Below are 17081 nucleotides of genomic sequence, written 5' to 3' on the forward strand. Positions count from 1 at the left end.
TTTTACTGAAACCAGCAGGTCAACCACCGTTTGGTATAAACTATTAATCACAGGATTGATTCAAACATGTCATTATCTTTGATTAATACAAGCAGTTGTTCGAGTTGCAAGGTGCCATTTACATCAGCTATCTTCTGCGATTCCTGGATAATTCTAGTCCTGTATCCTTTACACAACTCATTCACCTCTTCCCGGCTGTAGCTCTGCTTGACTTGTTGTTTTAGTGCTCCAGATACTGCTCCATCAATGAGTGTCACCTCTGCCGAACGCCTGATCATAGCGCTGGCGCCCGTTCCCTCTTCAGAGGCAGTCAAAGGGCCTGTCTTGGTATATTGCTTGCCCTGATATTCGAATTGCTGGCCGATCTTGAGTTGAGGAAAACGCATTATTAAAACCTGTATGTCATCTATCAAATAGGTTCATATAAAAAGGGATTACCCGCTACCCACAACATGCTATCGCATCAATCGTTGCAGCACAGTGGCCAGCAGTCCCGAAGGTGGAAAGTGTTCGCTGTCGACGACAATTGTCCTTTCCAGTTCCGAGGCGGTTAACGGCTGGCGTTTCTCTTGCTGTAGCTTGAGTACTGCAAGATCGGCTTCAGAGGCGTCCTGCCCGCTGTCACACCTCTCCCGGATACGTTTTTTCAGCAGCGATTCCTCTGCCTGACAATCGATGATGACCATCGGTGCCTGCTGGCTCTGCGACAATTGAAGAAACAACTCTCGTTGCCATTGTGCCAGACTGGTGGCATCGATGATCACCGAAAAACCCGATCGCAGCAGCTGTTTTGCCATTCCCGCCAGATGATTGTAGGTAATGCGTGATGCACGTTCGCTGTAGCGCTCAATTTCAACACCGGAGCCCTCCCGCTCAGGAAACAGACGCCGGCGTTCCACGTCGGATCTTATCCTGATCGCCATCAACTGCTCTGCGAGCCAGCCACTGACTGTACTCTTTCCCGAGCCGGAGACTCCATGGGTCAGGATCAGCGAAGCGGGCGGATGGCGAATCACCGACTCCGCCAGGCTGAGGAAACTTCGATACTCTTCCAGTTGCTGCTCCCACTCCTCATGTTGCAATCCCGACTGCGTAGCCCTGATGGCGCTAACCTTGGCCCGCACGGTGGCGCGATAGAGCAGATAGAAGCGCAGCAAAGGCAATCCTGCGTAATCGTTCGTTCGCTCCAGGTAGCTGTTGAGAAGCTGGGAAGCCGCAGAATTCATCCCGCGATGCTGCAGATCCATGAGCAGGAAGGCGATATCGCTGAGGGTATCTATCCAGCGCAGATCGGGATTGAATTCGATGCCGTCAAAGGGTGTGATCTTATTTTCAAACAGTGTGATGTTACCCAGGTGGAGGTCACCATGGCATTCGCGGATATGGCCTGCATAATAGCGCTCTTCCATGATGGGTTGCAGAACCGTGCTTTGTTGCTCGGCCCAGGTTTGCAGGACATTCAATCGTTCGATTTCAAACAGCGGCTGTTTCAAGCCCCGTATGAGCCGAAAGTTCTCCAGAATGGGCTGAATGATATGCTCCGGAGTACCGTAGGGCATACCATGACTGATCGAGGGTATTGAATGATGGAAGTCTGCAAGTAAGCGGGCCAGATACTCGATCTGTTCTCTGTCCGGCAGCGCGTGACTGAGCAGATCCTGTTGGCGAAACCGGCGCATTTCTACCGCATACTCGATGATTCCCTCATCCGCATCGATTCGCGGCGAATCCAAAGTGCCTCCAATGCCCACCACACCCAGGTAGAGGTCCGGCGCCAATCGGCTGTTGAGACGCAGCTCCTCTTCGCAACACTGTCGCCGTTTTTCCAGGGTTGAGAAATCGAGAAATCCGAGATCCAGTGGTTTCTTGATCTTATAGACCCGATCCCCCGCCAAAAGCAGGTGTGAGATATGGGTCTCAATATGCTCCACTTCACACTGGGGATCGCCAAAGCACACCGGACAATGCACCAATCGCGCTATCAAACGATCCTGTATATCTGCTTCTTCATGGTTCAGGGTCATGATTGGTTATGTCCTTGACTAAATATTAGATAGTGCTAATATAGCGTCCAATTTTTCGCAGGCTGTTATCGCGATGGCTGATTCCATGAATGACACATCCTGATCCATCTATTTCAGGTGTGGCTGATGGATAAACATAGACAGTTTAGAGGCAAATCCATGAATATCGACCGAATCGTTCTCGCTTTTGCGGGTGTTGTAATCCTTCTGAGTGTAGTGCTTTCACACTACCATCACTCCTATTGGCTCTTCCTGACCGCCTTCGTTGGGCTCAATCTTTTACAATCCGCATTCACCGGATTCTGTCCATTGGCTACAATTCTAAAGAAGATGGGCAGGCAGAGCGGCTCTGCATTCTGATTTAATGGCCATCACAAATTAAAGGGCGATTCGCCCTCTCCTTCGGTTGGCATGGCGCATGGATGCGCCAGATCCACTACCCTATTCACTCTCCGATTCATCCACATCCACAGGTTCCACCCGCAGATCGTGGGCCGTCGCGGCAGTAACCCGTACCTCTATAAAATCCCCAGGTTGCAGATCCCAGGCGCCGGGAATGAATACCCGACCGTCGATCTCGGGGGCATCCGCAGCACTACGGGCCACCACCTGTTTATCTCTGACCTCATCAACCAGAACCACCATCCTGTTACCTATTTTCGCCTGTAATCGTTCACGGCTGATCTCCGCCTGTACCTGCATAAACCTGGCACGACGGGCCTCTTTGACCTCGTCCGGCACCGGGTCCGGCAGATCATTGGCCTGGGCTCCCTTAACGGGTGAGTAGGCAAAACAACCCACCCGATCGAGCTGTGCCTCGCGCAGAAATGCCAGCAGTTCTTCGAATTCCGCCTCTGTCTCACCGGGAAATCCGACAATGAACGTACTGCGCAGGGTCAGATCCGGGCACTCCCGACGCCAGCGCTCAATTCTGCCCAATACCTTCTCGGTGGCAGCCGGCCGTTTCATGGCTTGCAGAATCCGTACATTGCCGTGTTGCAGCGGCATATCGAGATAGGGCAGGACATGGCCCTCCGCCATTAATGGGATCAGGTCATCCACGTGGGGATAGGGATAGACATAGTGGAGTCTTATCCAGGCCTGCAACTCCCCAAGGGCAGCGGCTAAGGATGCTAATTTCGTGGCGACCGGCCTGCCCTGCCAAAAATCGGGTCGGTATTTGATATCCACGCCATAGGCACTGGTGTCCTGGGAGACGACCAGCAACTCCCTGACTCCCGATTCGACCAGCCGCTGGGCTTCAAGCATGACTTCCCCCAAAGGCCGGCTCACCAGGGGACCGCGCAGATCAGGAATGATGCAAAAGCTGCAGCTGTGATTACAGCCTTCAGAGATCTTCAGATAGGCATAGTGCCCGGGGGTCAGTTTTATACCCTGCGGTGGAACCAGACTGGTAAAAGGATCATGGGGAGGCGGAAGCTGCCGGTGTACAGCATCCATCACCTCCGCATAGGCGTGGGGCCCCGTCACCGCCAGTACCTGTGGGTGTGCATCTCGAATACGTGACTCATCCTTGCCCAGGCAACCGGTAACGATGACCCTGCCGTTCTCCTCCAGCGCCTCGCCGATTGCCTCAAGAGACTCCTCCACAGCCGCATCGATAAAACCGCACGTATTCACCAGTACCAGATCTGCGCCATCATAACTGGCGGAAAGCTGATACCCTTCCGCCCGTAGACGACTCAGTATCTGCTCCGAATCGACCAGGTTCTTGGGACAACCCAGGCTGACAAAACCGATCTGTGGGGGTGTTTCAGGCATCTTTTTAAATTCAGTAATCGAGCCGATAGAGTTCACGACGATAATGTGCAACCTGTTCATCGCCGGCATCGAGTTGATCCAGTACGGCCCGCATGGCTTTACGCGCAATACCGTTACGATAACCAGGATGGCTACGTGCAACTTCAAGCAACAGCTTGAGGGCTGCCTCTAAATCATCTCCGACCAGGCGTACCGCGGCAAGCTGATAGAGCGAATCGGCATCCTTGGGGTCTGCCTGCAAACGTTGCATCAGGGTTGTTGGCGGATCCGCATCCTCAGCAGTAACGATGATATCCAGATGCGCCAGCAGGTTGCGCACTTCCACCGCATCCCGGGCCTGCTCCGGTAGTGAACTCAGCAGGGCATGGGCATCACGAGTGCGTTGCTGACGCATGAGGATCTTGCTCATCAACGCCGGCAAGGCAAGGTTTTCAGGATCGGCCACCACCGCTTCGGCTAGCAACTGCAATGCCTTTTCCGGATCTCCCGCCTGCCAGGCGACAATCGCCTCGCGACTGACAGGGTCGGGCTGTCGCTGTACATATTCGTCGATAATCCGTGAATAATCGGCTTCCGGCTGCACCCCATGAAACTCCGCCACCATCTCTCCCTGGTGGAAGAGTTTGAATGAGGGCAGACTGCGCACAGCGAACCGTTCAGCCAGCGGCTTCTGTTCGTCGGTGTTGATCGATACCAACAGGAAACGCCCCTGGTAACGCTTGGCCAGGTCGACAAAAATCTCACGCTGTTTGAGGGACGGTCCCACCCAGGGCGCCCAGAAATCGACTATTACCAGACCCCGTTTGGAGTTCTCCACCACCAGCCGGTCAAAGTTGTCAACTGTCCCCTCCAGGATATAAGCGGCATCGCTCATGAATTGAGCAGGCCCATGAGGGAGTCACTGGCATAATCCCGTCCCATCTCGACGATAATCGTCTCCGAGATCTCCAAATCCCCGGTCTGCAGATGCGGCAACAGCTGTTCTGCGATCTGTTGTACGATCAACATCCCTGCCCGATTGGGATCGCCCTCCGAAAGTGACTCGATACTGCGTCCCAGGAGTTGTAGATACTCGACGAAGGTGTTTGCCTGGCCCGATTGCTCAAGCGCCTGAAACTCAGAGGTAAAACTGATATGCAGTTCGCGCCCCGGTTGTTCAGGATCATCCAGCACGGCAATCTTCAAAGGGCCTTCAATCAGCATCCGCTTCTCCATATATCGAGTGAAACCAGGGGATATGTTAATACGATCACAGACATCATCAAAGCGAACCTTCTAAAAACAAATACTTAGATATACCCTGGTATTTTCCGGCAAGACTGCCCACTTCCAACACCTGAGAAAGTGTGCGACCATGATTGCCGGTTGATTACTGCAACCCAGCGTCGTCCAGGAACACCAGCCACCTGAGCGATCGTGTTGTGCATAGTGGAATAAGATGGGCTCAATGAGCCATCGCTCAGGCCACCCTGGCCTAAGCAGCAACGGTCGGCTCATCTTATAAAGTAGAGCTGCCGACCTCTGTAGTTTGTGAGGTATGAGAATGAAAAACTGCAAGATTTGCCGATTCAGCAAAGTCTGCAATGACCTACCTGGAATCTGTATTCTGTTTCAATACCTGGCGGTGGCGGTGGTCATCGTCTCTATAGGTATCCTCTTCGTCACCCAGGAGATACTCGTCTGAATCAGCGGATTGAGAGGATGCATCTGCACAACTCAGCCTGTATTGTTATGGTGATCCAGGCTGACCAATACGGCAGAATATCACCCTACTCGACCTCCCTACCTTTCTACTGAAACTTGGCCTACTGAGCCTCTATGTGCCAGTCATGGGCCAATCTGCGTTCATCGATCGCGCCTGGCTTCGATGCTTTATCATTTCAGCGGCGCGGGAGATCGACGACTCCCGGGCAGAACTACCCTGCTCTTTCAAAAGTAACATCGCATCGAGTAGGGAAACCTCTTGAACTTCATAGAGAGGAAGCTCGTGATTGACAATAATTTCTTTATTTATCATGGTGCTGCCTATATTTATTAATCCTCCTACTTAAGGATATGTTAGACCTTTATAAAAATAATGCAAATCCGCTATGATGCGTCCTGCAAAGTAGAACCAATGGTGAGTAATGATATGCCGGGAAATGAGGTTGTTTTAATCGGTGTCGGCGAGATAGGCGGCGTTCTGGCCAAGGGTTTTCTCCGCCTGGGCTTCACTGTCCACCCGGTAACCCGAGAGACCGACAGTCACCATTTAGCCGCGCGGATCGGGCAGCCGGCGCTGGTGATCGTGGCGGTCGGTGAAAACGCCTTGAGTGGCGTACTCGACGGGATACCCGAGAAATGGCGATCAGGTCTCTGCCTGCTGCAGAATGAATTATTACCCGACGATTGGCAGGGGGTGGACTCGCCTACTGTCATCTCCATCTGGTTCGAAAAAAAGCCGGGCATCGACGCCAAGGTCATCATACCCTCCCCGGTGTTCGGCCCTCAGTCTGAATTGATGCTTCGCGCCCTGGCCGCGGTCAACATCCCGGTGTCGGTCCTGGCGGATGAGGAACAGCTGCTGTTTCAGCTGGTACTGAAGAATCTCTACATTCTCACCACCAATATAGCCGGACTACGCACCGGCGGTAATGTGGGTGAGCTTTGGCAACACCATCAAACCTTTGCACGGCAGGTTGCCGGAGAGATCATATCCTTGCAGGAAACCCTGACAAACAGAACCTTCGACCGGGAGGCATTGATTGCCGCCATGGTTATGGCATTCGAGGGTGATCCGCAGCATCAATGTATGGGACGCAGCGCCCGGGCCAGGTTGCAACGAGCGCTTTCCCATGGCGAGCGCCTGAAGCTTGATCTGCCTCAACTGCGCGCACTGCAACAGAGTATCCCCGAGTCGTGAAAAATGGCTGAGTTCAAACCAAAAATCGCTCCCCTTAGCCGGGTCAAGATGCATTTTTCACTGACCTTGCCGGATGGTACGGAAATCATCTCCACCTACGGCGATGAACCCTTGGATTTCAACCTGGGTGACAACACCATGGAACAGATGCTTGAGTTCGCCATTCTCGGGCTGCGTGCAGGAGACGAGCAGGAACTGCTTGTTCAAGGCGACGATGTCTACGGCCCCAGAGACAACAGCCTGATCCATTGGCTGGATAAACAAGAGTTTTCGGCAGCTCAACCGCTCAACCCGGGTGAGATTATCGCCTTCACCACCCCTGAAGGCGAGGAGCTTGCCGGAGCGGTTCTACAGGTCTACGATGAGGGCGTTCAAGTCGATTTCAACCATCCTCTGTCCGGCAAGCAATTCAACTATAAAGTCACTATCCTTGATGTTCAAGAGGCCCCGGATCCGGATCGGAATGGGAACGGCCCCGGTTCCAATTAAAGACGCGAGACCGGCAAACAACCGATGAACCAAACACCACAGATACTACTCGCCAATCCCAGAGGCTTTTGCGCCGGCGTCGATCGCGCGATCGAAATCGTCGAACGTGCCCTGGAGCTCCTGGGGGCGCCAATCTATGTCCGCCACGAGGTCGTACACAACCGTTTTGTGGTAGAGAGTCTGCGTGCCCGAGGAGCCATCTTCGTCGATGAACTGAAAGATGTTCCGGATGGACATACCGTGATATTCAGTGCCCACGGTGTCTCCCAATCGGTCCGCGAGGAGGCGAAACAGCGGCAGCTCCGCGTGTTCGACGCCACCTGTCCACTCGTGACCAAGGTACATCTTGAAGTCGCCCGCCGCTGTCGGGACGGTTATGAAGTGATATTGATCGGCCACAGGGGGCACCCCGAGGTCGAGGGCACCATGGGACAGTGCATGGCGGACGACGATAACAGCCGCATCCACCTGGTGGTCACCAGCGAAGATGTCGAGGTGCTGGATCTAGGGCATCCAGAGAAAATCGCTTTCGTCACGCAAACCACCCTCTCCATCGACGATACACAACAGATCATCAACACCTTACAACAGCGATTCCCGAATATTATCGGCCCCAAAAAGAACGATATCTGTTACGCCACGCAAAACCGTCAGGATGCCGTCAAGGAACTCGCCAAACAGTGTGACCTTGTACTGGTGGTGGGGTCTCCAAACAGCTCCAACTCCAACCGCCTGAGAGAGATCGCGGAAAAGTTCGGCCCTTCTGCATACCTCATCGACGGCGCCGAGGATATCGATCCGGGATGGTTGGATGGTAAACACAACATCGGCGTCACCGCCGGCGCCTCCGCCCCTGAAATCCTGGTTGAAAATGTGATCGATAAACTAAAGGGATGGGGCGCGGAAAAGGTCGTGGAGACCAAAGGTAAAGAGGAGCAGGTTGTGTTTGCCTTGCCGAAATCGTTATTGGGTGAATCGATGTAGCAATTCGCTGTCATCCTCATATAACAGCTGTTTGCAATAGCTCGAAGACAAATTCAACATGTGGTTGATGCAAAATAAGGATCATCGTTTTCACACAATGGCAAACGTCATTGACCAACTCAAGATTCGGATATCCCAATAGATAGAGTCGAGGCCTGAATATCCAAGCGAGTGCCTTTTCTCATCAACAAGCCATTGTTTGAGTGAACCAGACCTAAAAAGAACACAATTCAGCATGTATCACCATTGCCCCAAGGCATTTAATTCCTGCATTCAAACAAATTTTTAGCACACTATTACTATCTCTCTAATTTTGAGCCGTTTATTGCCGATAAAGTCAGATGATTGGTGCTTAGGGCCCGATATGACACTTATTTCCAGACATATGGGCAATCTCTCCCGATAAACGGTATGCCGCTGTGATGGCGACTGAACTAAGCTACTAAGCAGAATAAGCGAGGTTTTATTATGTATCGAGTCCGTGGCTTCACATTGGTAGAGCTGATGACGGCCATTGTTATCGGAGCAATTCTGGTAACTGTCGGCATCCCGAGCTATATAGGATTTATCCAGAGAAATACTATCTCCACGACCAGCAATGAATTGCTGGGAGCCCTATTATACGCCCGTAGCGAAGCTGTAAGACAAGAAGCCACCGCTACTTTCACCCCTGAAGCTGACGGGTGGCTGGTGGAATCCGGTGATGTAACGCTGTTAGACCACACCGTGGAAAACGACAATATCGCCATCGACGGTGATGCTGTTACTTACAGTCCGAGAGGTAGAGCCAATCTTGTTGCAGAACAATCAATCGATATCAGCTACAAAGGAACACTAGAGAGTCGCATCTGCCTCAGCCTCAGCGGCCGCCCATTCATCAAAATGGTAGAAGATGGAGAGTGCCCATGAGGATATCAACACCTATCGCTCATTCCCGGGCAAGGTGTCAAGGCATGACACTGATCGAAGTGATGGTTGCGACTGTCGTTATCGCCATAGGCCTGTTAGGTGTGGCGGTGCTGCAAGTCACAGCCCTGCAGGGTGCGAGCAATGCGGATTATCGATCCAAAGCCATCGATTTCGCCTCTGCCCTGTCTGACCGAATGCATGCGAATCTTAGCGCTTTTGATGATGAGGGCGTTCATGACAACGCTTATACACCCTTAATCCCAATAGATTATTGTGCGGCGCCGCCTGCCGCACTCTGTGCCATGAACCCCAACATGACCAATACCGTAGGGGTCAGCGAGTGCAATCCAACCCAGATGGCAACCTACGATATGTGGCAGATCAGCTGCGATGGTGGTGTCCAGGGGGCTTTGCCTGATGGCCAGTTAACTGTCACCTGCATTGATAACGATGGTTCTGATGCTGATCTCTGTTCCGATCTTTCCCCCCTGTTGATTACAATCACCTGGGCTTTGCAAAGCGAAGACAATGCAACCGAGCAGGTAATCATGACAGCCATACCGGGGGCGCCTTAAAATGTATCCATCCAAAAAACATCAATCAGGCTTCTCTATCATCTCATTGATGATTGCCAGCGCCATCGGCATCTTTATTATTGGAGGCGCCGGCAAGATCTATGTCGACAGTAAAAACACCTTTAATGCGAGGACAGCCGTCGCCGCAGCAACGGAAAACTACCGCTTCGCTTTCCAGGATATGCGCCGTGCACTGGTGATGGCAGGAAGGGGCGTATCCGCATCAGACGATGGCAGTGACTCCTATGAAGGAACCGATAACGGTTCGCGTACTTTTCCCGCTGTCGACAGAGTGCCTGACGGCATAGTGAGTGGTGCTACAGCTGGAGGTTCGCCCTGGAGTCCCGATCCCGAAGATTCGAGCGTGGTAGCCATCCGTTACGCTTCCGGTCCCGCACCCTGCGGAGTGGCTGACGCAGAGTTTACAGATACGCTCACTGTACGCTTTTTAGTCAATGATGAAGGCAATCTCATTTGTCAAGTCTATCGGGGCGCCGAACGACTTACCTCTCAACCCCTCGTTTCCGGGATTGTGCAGATGCGGGCGCTGTACGGCATAGATACCGACGTTGATGAACCTGATGGTGTTGCGAATCAGTTTCTCACAGCAAATGAGGTGGGTGAGGCGAGTTGGCCAGCAGTTGTCTCCATCCGTATCGGCTTGGTTGTCCAATCCGGGGACGATATAGAACTACCTAACACCTTCCGCCCTGACGACCTTGAGACATTAGATCTTCTCGGCAAAGTATTCACTGCCCCGGACACAAATAACGTTTATAAATCCGCTAGCACCACGATTTCATTACGAAATCTTCATCATGTGGATCGTCAGCCCTCCGACAATTAGGACTAGCTATGACAACTTACACCAGATTATATTCAAACCATAGAAATAGCCAAAATGGTGCGGCATTGGTTATCAGTATGGTTCTGCTCCTCATCATCACGATGTTAAGTGTAACTGCAATGCGTAACACCAACTTTGAAACAAAGATTGCAGTCAACCATCAGTTCAAGGAACTGAGCTTTCGAGCTGCTGAGAACGCCCTTGCGATTGTCACCGGTCCCGAATTGGATTCTACAAACCTGGACATTCCAAGCACCATCGGCAACACCGCCCATAATGTGGATTTTTTCGAATCTCATCCGGGAGGCACGCCAATCGACCCTACGCTTACAGAACAACCTCCGATGTCGGTTGATGTCGACCTTCTGTATGAAGACAAAATCGACCCCAAGGAAGGTAAGGGCAATATGCTCTTCTCCGGCCATCAGCTCGATATCATCACTCACCTCTTCCAGGCAGATGCCGTTGGAACGGTCGGCGGTAGCGGCACCAGGACACATAACCGTATGCAAGTCGCGCTGATACGGCAGTAAGGAGTTAAACCATGATACGCATGAAACCTACATCGAAACACTGGCATTCCCTTTCTGCCTTGGCATTGACATCGCTGATTACATTTAACTCACCAACAGCCCTCTCTGACGATATTGAAGTCTATCTGCAGGAGCCGCCGGATCCCGTGCCGCCTAATATCCTGTTCGTATTGGATGAATCGGGAAGTATGGGTTGGTATAATCCAACCCCTCGGGATCAACTCGTTGACGCATTGCAAACAGTTTTCAATGATGATGCCATGAGTAATGTCAACACAGCCCTACTGGGTTATTCGACACGGGGGAATTTTGCACACTCAGGTGCATTCAAAGTCATCTCGGAGGGTACCAATCAGAGTTCATTCAATACCGAGATTGAAAATCTTACAGCTAGTGGCGGCACACCCACTGTAGATGCGTTGAATGCCGCTGTCGATTGGTTCAGAACCGATGCCACATTCACTGACGCTGATAATCTAACCTTAGAATCTCCGCTTGAAGAAGATGGGGTGCGCGCAGAGGATATGCGGTGCGCACCGAATCACATCGTCTTACTATCAGATGGTTCTCCTAACTCCAATACATACTCAAGCTATAATGGAAATCAGTGCACTATAAGCACTCTCTTTACTAATTCACCGCCTGGTGATCTTTGTGCGTATGAGATTGCTTCATACGCAAACACTGTTGATCTCATGGAAAGCACTGGATGGGATGGTGATCAGAATATCACTGTCAGCACAATGGGCTTCAACACATCAGGTAATACACGTACATTCCTGCAGCGAGTCGCGGAGTTCGGTGGTGGAACCTATTATGACTCCGACGGTGGTTCACTGGTTCAAGACCTGACTGACATCATCACGAGTGCACAAACCAATATCGACTACGCCTACAATGCACCGGCCATCCCGTTTAACTCGGACAATGCCGCAGTTAGTGGCGATGAAATCTACGTCCCCATGTTTCTTCCCGAAGATCGCACCTTTTGGAAAGGCAATCTAAAGAAATACACGATTACCGTCACAGAAGAGGATGTGGTGCTGACAGCTTTGAATAACGAGCGCGTACTGAATGAAGCTCAGGAGTTTCAAAGCACGAGAGACCTGTTCTGTGATGATGACGCGTGTGATCCCGATGAAGGATACCCCCTTGCGGGTGGCGTTGCACAGGATATGACTGAAGTCAGAAACCTCTATACCTACCTCGGCAGTGATCCGGTACTGACCAGTGCCGCGAATCGAGTCAGAAATTCAAACACCGCTATTACCACCAGCATGTTAGGGGTAGCGACTGATGAGTTACGGACCGAACTGCTGAATTGGGTTACCAGGGATCCCGCTTATGTCGCAACGGAGGATGATCCATCACATTCAGGCGTGATGGGCGCACCTATTCATACCCAGCCTATCGTGGTCAACTACAGCGATGGAGATGTGGTACTGATCCCTACCAGTGAAGGTGTGCTCGAGGCCATCGATGCCAGATTAGGAGAAGAACTCTGGGCCTTTATGCCGCAAGATCTCTTACCCGGTATACACACGATAAAGAACAACGATGCTTCCTCAATACCCTACTACGGTTTGGACGGTCCCATGACCTATTATGAGGTTGGCAATGAAAAAATGGTCATATTCGGAATGCGACGCGGTGGAAGAAAATACCACATTATCAATGTCACCGAGCGGCTTGCCCCCGAGTACGTTGCTGAAATATCCAGTGACGCCTCCAGCCATTTCAGCAAACTTGGCCAAACCTGGTCAAAGCCGCTTTTCGTAAAAATGGAAATCGGCGGTACGGTTCGAGAAGTCCTGGTTTTTGGTGGTGGCTACGATCCCGATCAGGATAACGCCACCCCACCCGATGCAAGTTATTCCGACGATGAAGGTAATGCCATATTTATCGTTGACGCAGAGGATGGCACCCTGTTGAGATCTATCTCGGATACGGGAGCCAATGTGAATATCCCCGAAATGACATTTGCCATTCCCAGTGATCTTGCTACAGTCGACTTGAACGGGAACGCCGTAGTTGAACGTATCTACGCCTCTGATGTAGGTGGCAGAATCATTCGTATCGATATCGATGAAGATGACGCGACCAATACAATCACTGGCGGTATAATTGCCGACATCAATGATGGCACTTCTGCTCACCGCAAATTGTTTAATACCCCTCAGATCGGTTACTTCTCCAAGTCGGGTATACAGTTCCTTGCCATTATGATCGGTACCGGCGATATCGCGAATCCACTCGAGGATGTAACGGATCGATTCTACATGATCAAGGACACAGCTCTCTGGCATACACCAGATTGGGATACCTACGATGCAATCGCTGATGGCGACTTAGTTGATGCTTCAGATACAGTCGTAGCTGGTCTTGATCCAGAAAACAGGGGTTGGTATATCGACTTCTCTAATGCCGAGAAATCCTTCTCCAAAGCGATTCTTTACGACTATGCCATCTTTTTCACAACCTACAGCGCAGATACTGTTGAGCCAGATAGCCTCTGCGAAGCCGTTGGTACGATTGGTACGGGAAGGATCTATGGGCTCAACTTGCTAACAGCGAATGGCGCCATTCATTGGGATGGTTCAACCGAAGGTGCGCTAACTATCAGTGACCGAACCTCACAGTTAGAACTGCAAGGCATCCCGCCATCACCTCAGCTCTTATTCCCGGGTGGCACAGACGAAGATGGCAATACTGTGATAGGCAAGAAGATCTTCCTGTTCTCCGATCTCAAGAAAAAACACGAGTGGAGCGATCGCTTCCGTCCCATTTATTGGGAGGAGGTGATTGATGAGTAGCAATCTGAAAAGTACTGGATTCACCTTGGTGGAATTGATGGTGGTTATACTCATTGTTGGTATTCTGGCGGCGATAGCCTTCCCCAGTTACGATGAGTATGTCAAAAGGGCGCGTCGTGGTGACGGTACGGAAACACTCCTTGCCGCCGCCCAGAGCTTTGAGGTCTTTCGTGCGCGCACTGCAACTTATCCTAACGATATTGCTCTGGTGAACCTCAATGATGAAAGCCCCGATGGGTATTATGGCAACCTAACCGTTCTTGATCCAACTGTGGATTGCCCAATCGTCAGCTGTTATATTATCCAAATCCAGGCCCAGAATCAGCAGGCAAATGATGACATAACAGCCTTCCGCCTCAGCTCATCAGGTGTAGAAGAACGGTATGAAGATGGGGCTTGGCATACCAACTGGAGAGAGTAATATCCCTGTGCTGATGCGCGCCATTCCGTTACTAGGAATGGTGCCCATCAGCTGATCAATAGCTATATGGCTCGGCTGCTTCTAGATCAGCACTAAATCGAACTCCATATACCTGACACCGACTTCATTGCCATCTTTGCTTCATCCCTAGCCAATCTTTTTTCCAATCCTACATACTGAATCATTACTTTAGTGGTATAAATATACTCAGATATCAACTGAGAGACTCTGGGTTACTACCGACTGCTAATGTTCGACCCTGTTAAATTTAGCTTTCTTAGAAAAAAATCATCATGATAGATTGCTTAATCGTCGGCGGCGGCATCATCGGCATGCTCACGGCAAACGAACTGCACACCGCGGGAATGGCTGTCGCGTTGGTTGAAAAGGGACACCCCGGCCGCGAATCCTCCTGGGCGGGAGGCGGCATCGTTTCGCCGCTCTATCCCTGGCGCTATGACGATTCCATCTCCAAGCTCGCCCAATGGAGCCAGGCCCACTACCCCGCAATCGCCCGGATGTTGATCGATGCGGGTGGGCCCGATCCAGAATATCTAAAGAGCGGGCTGTTGATCCTGGAGCCTACCGATACCGATCGCACAACGGCATGGTCAGGACGTTTCGAGCAGCCGCTCCATCTCATCGACCGAAAAGGCATCGCTGAATGCCAACCCGGATTGGATACCGAAGCCTCAGAGGCAGTCTGGCTACCCGATGTTGCCCAGATACGCAATCCCAGGTTCAGCAAATCCCTCTATCACGCCATCCGGCAGAAGATAACCATTCACGAGCAGACCGAGGCCACTGAACTCATGAACGAGCAGGGTCGGGTACGTGGCGTCAAGACTTCAACCGGCACCCTCGAAGCGGACAAAGTGATCGTCTGTGCCGGCGCCTGGAGCGGCAACCTACTGAGCGACATCGTCACGCCCCCGGCCATCGAACCGGTGCTGGGGCAGATGATCATTTTTCGCCACCAACCGGGCGCGATCACCAGCATCGTCCTGCACAACGACCGTTACATCATCCCCCGCAAGGATGGCAGGGTATTGGTCGGCAGCACCCTGGAGTACAGAGGTTTCGACAAGCACACCACTGAGCAGGCAAAGCAGGAACTCAAGGCCTTCGCCCTCGCCCACTTCCCCAGCCTGGGCGAGGCAGAAATCGAGCACCACTGGGCCGGCCTGAGACCCGGCTCCCCCAGCGGCATCCCCTATATCGGACCGATACCTGAGATCGGCGGCCTCTACCTCAACGCCGGACATTTCCGCAACGGCGTGGTGCTGGGGCCGGCATCGACCAGATTGCTGGCGGATATCGTGCTGGGACGTACCCCGATCCTGGATCCTGAACCCTATACTATTGATGCTAAAAGATAAATTTGAGGCATGATCGAATTCCGTTATATCTGCGTATTTGCCTGCGGACTACAGTTTGAAACACCCCAAAAGACTAGACCGGAAATCAGCTCAGCGTCTATAATTGCCCGCTTTGGCCGATGTAGCTCAGTCGGTAGAGCAACTGATTCGTAATCAGTAGGTCGGCGGTTCGATTCCGCCCATCGGCTCCATCAAATATATAAATTATATAATTAGGAAACACATCATAAAGTTGTTGCGCTCCCTCTCAACCTGCGGTGTATCCAGCTTTAATAATCCGGACCCTGCAATACGATCAGCACAAATCCGAGATTCCGGTAGTCACGGATCTGTGCCGGCCCCGAGGGTGAAACATCCACGTAAGCGGGGTAATCTTCTGGCGTGTAACCATCCCACCCGGCATGTACACCGCAGACATGCAGATCGATGTCATCGTCTCGCAGTTGCTGTGCCTTATCATGGATCGGCGCCATAAGACCCTCGGCCTCATCAGCCAGCAGACCGAACTGCTCACGGCCATGTGACACCACGGCGATCGGCAGCTCAGGAAAACGCTTGCGTAACTGGGCGCTGAGCCGCGCGATCTTGGGCAGTGCCCAGCCTAAGGCGTCGTCATCATCCTCTATGATCTCGAAGACCACGCCGACAGGCTCTTCATCAGCCTCAAGCAGTCGATCGACCTGGGTATCGGCCATGGATAGGCTCGATAAAGAGAGAAGTAATATCAGAAAGAAAAGACGCATGCTGCAAACACTCCCCGGATTCGTTATCAATAGATGACAGCTAGCCTAGTATTCAAGTTTCAGTTTCACCTATCAAAAAGTAAATAATAAAAAATATGGACGATCACCCTCCGGTATCACCGGTTATATTGATTGTCCGCCAAGCCTCCTACCTGCAATTTCTGTCAGAATTTTGTTCTTATTGCGTTCTTTTTATCTTTTTTTCTAGTACATACAGTTAGTTGTGTCATTTAATGAGCGTCAAGTTGTCAGTTGATTGTGTTGCTAAAGTTACACTGGCACAGGCCGTTATAGACTTCAGAAGCAAGTAATAATTTGCTTTTTAACGTGTTCGAAAAGGCAAACCTGCCGAAAGGCAGGGACGCAAAATCACAGTCTAAGGGTTGTTTCATTGCCTAAGACCGATGGATTACCGAAACCGTGACTCACAACCGACTCCCTGCTGGTTGGCGTCATATATTCACAACTGCACTCCCCTGCAGTACGCGTCTCGTCGATTCGAACTCCTATAACCGGATAGGAGAATTCTGATGCGCGTAAGGGCCAAATCAACTTTAATCATGCATGGGCTGATGCTGATAATTTTCAGCTTCTCAATGAATTTAATGGCCAGTGACCCTTTCAATGAGTTGTCTGCCAATCACAGTAATCGACAGCAATGGGTGTGCGATTACAGCCGG

At 51.6% G+C, this 17081-nt stretch carries 19 protein-coding genes, 1 tRNA gene and 1 riboswitch; of the genes, 13 read left to right on the top strand and 7 right to left on the bottom strand.

Annotated features, from left to right (window positions below):
• Nucleotides 1-47: 47 nt before the first annotated feature.
• Nucleotides 48-386: a polysulfide reductase chain A gene (locus AB8516_RS04275; RefSeq protein WP_108292906.1), complete on the bottom strand. Its 339-nt coding sequence runs from the start codon at nucleotides 384-386 to the stop codon at nucleotides 48-50.
• 69 nt (nucleotides 387-455) lie between these two features.
• Nucleotides 456-2024, bottom strand: a complete 1569-nt coding sequence (locus AB8516_RS04280; protein WP_369158409.1) for an AAA family ATPase — start codon at nucleotides 2022-2024, stop codon at nucleotides 456-458.
• 159 nt (nucleotides 2025-2183) lie between these two features.
• Here AB8516_RS04280 and AB8516_RS04285 point away from each other — a divergent pair, with 159 nt between their 5' ends.
• Complete coding sequence (locus AB8516_RS04285) at nucleotides 2184-2384, top strand: DUF2892 domain-containing protein (RefSeq protein ID WP_108292902.1); 201 nt, start codon at nucleotides 2184-2186, stop codon at nucleotides 2382-2384.
• An 81-nt stretch (nucleotides 2385-2465) separates the two neighbouring features.
• Here the strand turns inward: AB8516_RS04285 and rimO are convergent, their stop codons facing one another.
• Genes rimO through AB8516_RS04300 form a run of 3 tightly spaced genes read right to left on the bottom strand, consistent with a single transcriptional unit; the run spans nucleotide 2466 to nucleotide 5009 of the window.
• Nucleotides 2466-3806, bottom strand: a complete 1341-nt coding sequence (gene rimO, locus AB8516_RS04290; RefSeq protein WP_108293020.1) for a 30S ribosomal protein S12 methylthiotransferase RimO — start codon at nucleotides 3804-3806, stop codon at nucleotides 2466-2468.
• Between the two features lie 10 nt (nucleotides 3807-3816).
• Nucleotides 3817-4680: a tetratricopeptide repeat protein gene (locus AB8516_RS04295; protein ID WP_369158411.1), complete on the bottom strand. Its 864-nt coding sequence runs from the start codon at nucleotides 4678-4680 to the stop codon at nucleotides 3817-3819.
• Complete coding sequence (locus tag AB8516_RS04300) at nucleotides 4677-5009, bottom strand: transcriptional regulator (protein ID WP_108292898.1); 333 nt, start codon at nucleotides 5007-5009, stop codon at nucleotides 4677-4679. The genes AB8516_RS04295 and AB8516_RS04300 overlap by 4 nt, the downstream gene beginning before the upstream one ends.
• 340 nt (nucleotides 5010-5349) lie before the next feature.
• Between AB8516_RS04300 and AB8516_RS04305 the strand changes: the two genes are divergently transcribed.
• Nucleotides 5350-5490, top strand: coding sequence for a hypothetical protein (locus AB8516_RS04305; RefSeq protein WP_369158414.1), 141 nt, complete (start codon nucleotides 5350-5352; stop codon nucleotides 5488-5490).
• Between the two features lie 132 nt (nucleotides 5491-5622).
• On the opposite strand, the gene AB8516_RS04310 is transcribed toward AB8516_RS04305, so the two are convergent.
• Nucleotides 5623-5823, bottom strand: a complete 201-nt coding sequence (locus AB8516_RS04310) for a hypothetical protein (RefSeq protein WP_108292896.1) — start codon at nucleotides 5821-5823, stop codon at nucleotides 5623-5625.
• A gap of 99 nt (nucleotides 5824-5922) precedes the next feature.
• On the opposite strand from AB8516_RS04310, the gene AB8516_RS04315 reads away from it, so the two are divergent.
• From AB8516_RS04315 to AB8516_RS04365, 11 genes are all read left to right on the top strand, one after another.
• Nucleotides 5923-6708 (top strand): hypothetical protein, encoded by a 786-nt coding sequence (locus tag AB8516_RS04315; protein ID WP_369158417.1) that lies wholly within the window; start codon nucleotides 5923-5925, stop codon nucleotides 6706-6708.
• Between the two features lie 3 nt (nucleotides 6709-6711).
• The gene (locus tag AB8516_RS04320) at nucleotides 6712-7197 is read left to right on the top strand and encodes a peptidylprolyl isomerase (RefSeq protein WP_369158419.1); all 486 of its coding nucleotides are present in this window, start codon (nucleotides 6712-6714) and stop codon (nucleotides 7195-7197) included.
• A gap of 24 nt (nucleotides 7198-7221) precedes the next feature.
• Nucleotides 7222-8181: a 4-hydroxy-3-methylbut-2-enyl diphosphate reductase gene (ispH, locus tag AB8516_RS04325; RefSeq protein ID WP_369158421.1), complete on the top strand. Its 960-nt coding sequence runs from the start codon at nucleotides 7222-7224 to the stop codon at nucleotides 8179-8181.
• Nucleotides 8182-8649: 468 nt separating this feature from the next.
• Nucleotides 8650-9090: a GspH/FimT family pseudopilin gene (locus AB8516_RS04330; RefSeq protein WP_369158423.1), complete on the top strand. Its 441-nt coding sequence runs from the start codon at nucleotides 8650-8652 to the stop codon at nucleotides 9088-9090.
• Nucleotides 9087-9665 carry a type IV pilus modification protein PilV gene (gene pilV / locus AB8516_RS04335; RefSeq protein ID WP_369158425.1) on the top strand — a complete coding sequence of 193 codons (579 nt, stop codon included), beginning with the start codon at nucleotides 9087-9089 and terminating at the stop codon, nucleotides 9663-9665. The genes AB8516_RS04330 and pilV overlap by 4 nt, the downstream gene beginning before the upstream one ends.
• 1 nt (nucleotide 9666) lies before the next feature.
• Nucleotides 9667-10512 (top strand): PilW family protein, encoded by an 846-nt coding sequence (locus tag AB8516_RS04340; protein WP_369158428.1) that lies wholly within the window; start codon nucleotides 9667-9669, stop codon nucleotides 10510-10512.
• An 8-nt stretch (nucleotides 10513-10520) separates the two neighbouring features.
• Entirely contained in the window at nucleotides 10521-11045 is a 525-nt protein-coding gene (locus AB8516_RS04345) for a PilX N-terminal domain-containing pilus assembly protein (protein ID WP_369158431.1), read from the top strand.
• Between the two features lie 11 nt (nucleotides 11046-11056).
• Nucleotides 11057-13858, top strand: a complete 2802-nt coding sequence (locus AB8516_RS04350; protein WP_369158433.1) for a pilus assembly protein — start codon at nucleotides 11057-11059, stop codon at nucleotides 13856-13858.
• Nucleotides 13851-14279 (top strand): type IV pilin protein, encoded by a 429-nt coding sequence (locus tag AB8516_RS04355; RefSeq protein ID WP_369158435.1) that lies wholly within the window; start codon nucleotides 13851-13853, stop codon nucleotides 14277-14279. The genes AB8516_RS04350 and AB8516_RS04355 overlap by 8 nt, the downstream gene beginning before the upstream one ends.
• Before the next feature lie 293 nt (nucleotides 14280-14572).
• Complete coding sequence (thiO, locus tag AB8516_RS04360; RefSeq protein ID WP_369158437.1) at nucleotides 14573-15658, top strand: glycine oxidase ThiO; 1086 nt, start codon at nucleotides 14573-14575, stop codon at nucleotides 15656-15658.
• Nucleotides 15659-15773: 115 nt separating this feature from the next.
• Nucleotides 15774-15849 (top strand) — tRNA-Thr (locus AB8516_RS04365).
• A gap of 78 nt (nucleotides 15850-15927) precedes the next feature.
• On the opposite strand, the gene AB8516_RS04370 is transcribed toward AB8516_RS04365, so the two are convergent.
• Complete coding sequence (locus AB8516_RS04370) at nucleotides 15928-16401, bottom strand: hypothetical protein (protein WP_369158439.1); 474 nt, start codon at nucleotides 16399-16401, stop codon at nucleotides 15928-15930.
• A gap of 328 nt (nucleotides 16402-16729) precedes the next feature.
• Nucleotides 16730-16818, top strand: a riboswitch (cyclic di-GMP riboswitch).
• Nucleotides 16819-17081: the final 263 nt, after the last annotated feature.

The sequence above is a fragment of the Candidatus Thiodiazotropha sp. LNASS1 genome (assembly GCF_964212655.1).
Classification (GTDB): domain Bacteria; phylum Pseudomonadota; class Gammaproteobacteria; order Chromatiales; family Chromatiaceae; genus Thiodiazotropha.

Excerpts from the sequence above, each read along its gene's own strand:
- AB8516_RS04275 (WP_108292906.1), bottom strand. The coding sequence starts at position 386 with ATGCGTTTTCCTCAACTCAAGATCGGCCAGCAATTCGAATATCAGGGC.
- AB8516_RS04280 (WP_369158409.1), bottom strand. The coding sequence starts at position 2,024 with ATGACCCTGAACCATGAAGAAGCAGATATACAGGATCGTTTGATAGCG.
- AB8516_RS04285 (WP_108292902.1), top strand. The coding sequence starts at position 2,184 with ATGAATATCGACCGAATCGTTCTCGCTTTTGCGGGTGTTGTAATCCTT.
- rimO (WP_108293020.1), bottom strand. The coding sequence starts at position 3,806 with ATGCCTGAAACACCCCCACAGATCGGTTTTGTCAGCCTGGGTTGTCCC.
- AB8516_RS04295 (WP_369158411.1), bottom strand. The coding sequence starts at position 4,680 with ATGAGCGATGCCGCTTATATCCTGGAGGGGACAGTTGACAACTTTGAC.
- AB8516_RS04300 (WP_108292898.1), bottom strand. The coding sequence starts at position 5,009 with ATGCTGATTGAAGGCCCTTTGAAGATTGCCGTGCTGGATGATCCTGAA.
- AB8516_RS04305 (WP_369158414.1), top strand. The coding sequence starts at position 5,350 with ATGAAAAACTGCAAGATTTGCCGATTCAGCAAAGTCTGCAATGACCTA.
- AB8516_RS04310 (WP_108292896.1), bottom strand. The coding sequence starts at position 5,823 with ATGATAAATAAAGAAATTATTGTCAATCACGAGCTTCCTCTCTATGAA.
- AB8516_RS04315 (WP_369158417.1), top strand. The coding sequence starts at position 5,923 with ATGGTGAGTAATGATATGCCGGGAAATGAGGTTGTTTTAATCGGTGTC.
- AB8516_RS04320 (WP_369158419.1), top strand. The coding sequence starts at position 6,712 with ATGGCTGAGTTCAAACCAAAAATCGCTCCCCTTAGCCGGGTCAAGATG.
- ispH (WP_369158421.1), top strand. The coding sequence starts at position 7,222 with ATGAACCAAACACCACAGATACTACTCGCCAATCCCAGAGGCTTTTGC.
- AB8516_RS04330 (WP_369158423.1), top strand. The coding sequence starts at position 8,650 with ATGTATCGAGTCCGTGGCTTCACATTGGTAGAGCTGATGACGGCCATT.
- pilV (WP_369158425.1), top strand. The coding sequence starts at position 9,087 with ATGAGGATATCAACACCTATCGCTCATTCCCGGGCAAGGTGTCAAGGC.
- AB8516_RS04340 (WP_369158428.1), top strand. The coding sequence starts at position 9,667 with ATGTATCCATCCAAAAAACATCAATCAGGCTTCTCTATCATCTCATTG.
- AB8516_RS04345 (WP_369158431.1), top strand. The coding sequence starts at position 10,521 with ATGACAACTTACACCAGATTATATTCAAACCATAGAAATAGCCAAAAT.
- AB8516_RS04350 (WP_369158433.1), top strand. The coding sequence starts at position 11,057 with ATGATACGCATGAAACCTACATCGAAACACTGGCATTCCCTTTCTGCC.
- AB8516_RS04355 (WP_369158435.1), top strand. The coding sequence starts at position 13,851 with ATGAGTAGCAATCTGAAAAGTACTGGATTCACCTTGGTGGAATTGATG.
- thiO (WP_369158437.1), top strand. The coding sequence starts at position 14,573 with ATGATAGATTGCTTAATCGTCGGCGGCGGCATCATCGGCATGCTCACG.
- AB8516_RS04370 (WP_369158439.1), bottom strand. The coding sequence starts at position 16,401 with ATGCGTCTTTTCTTTCTGATATTACTTCTCTCTTTATCGAGCCTATCC.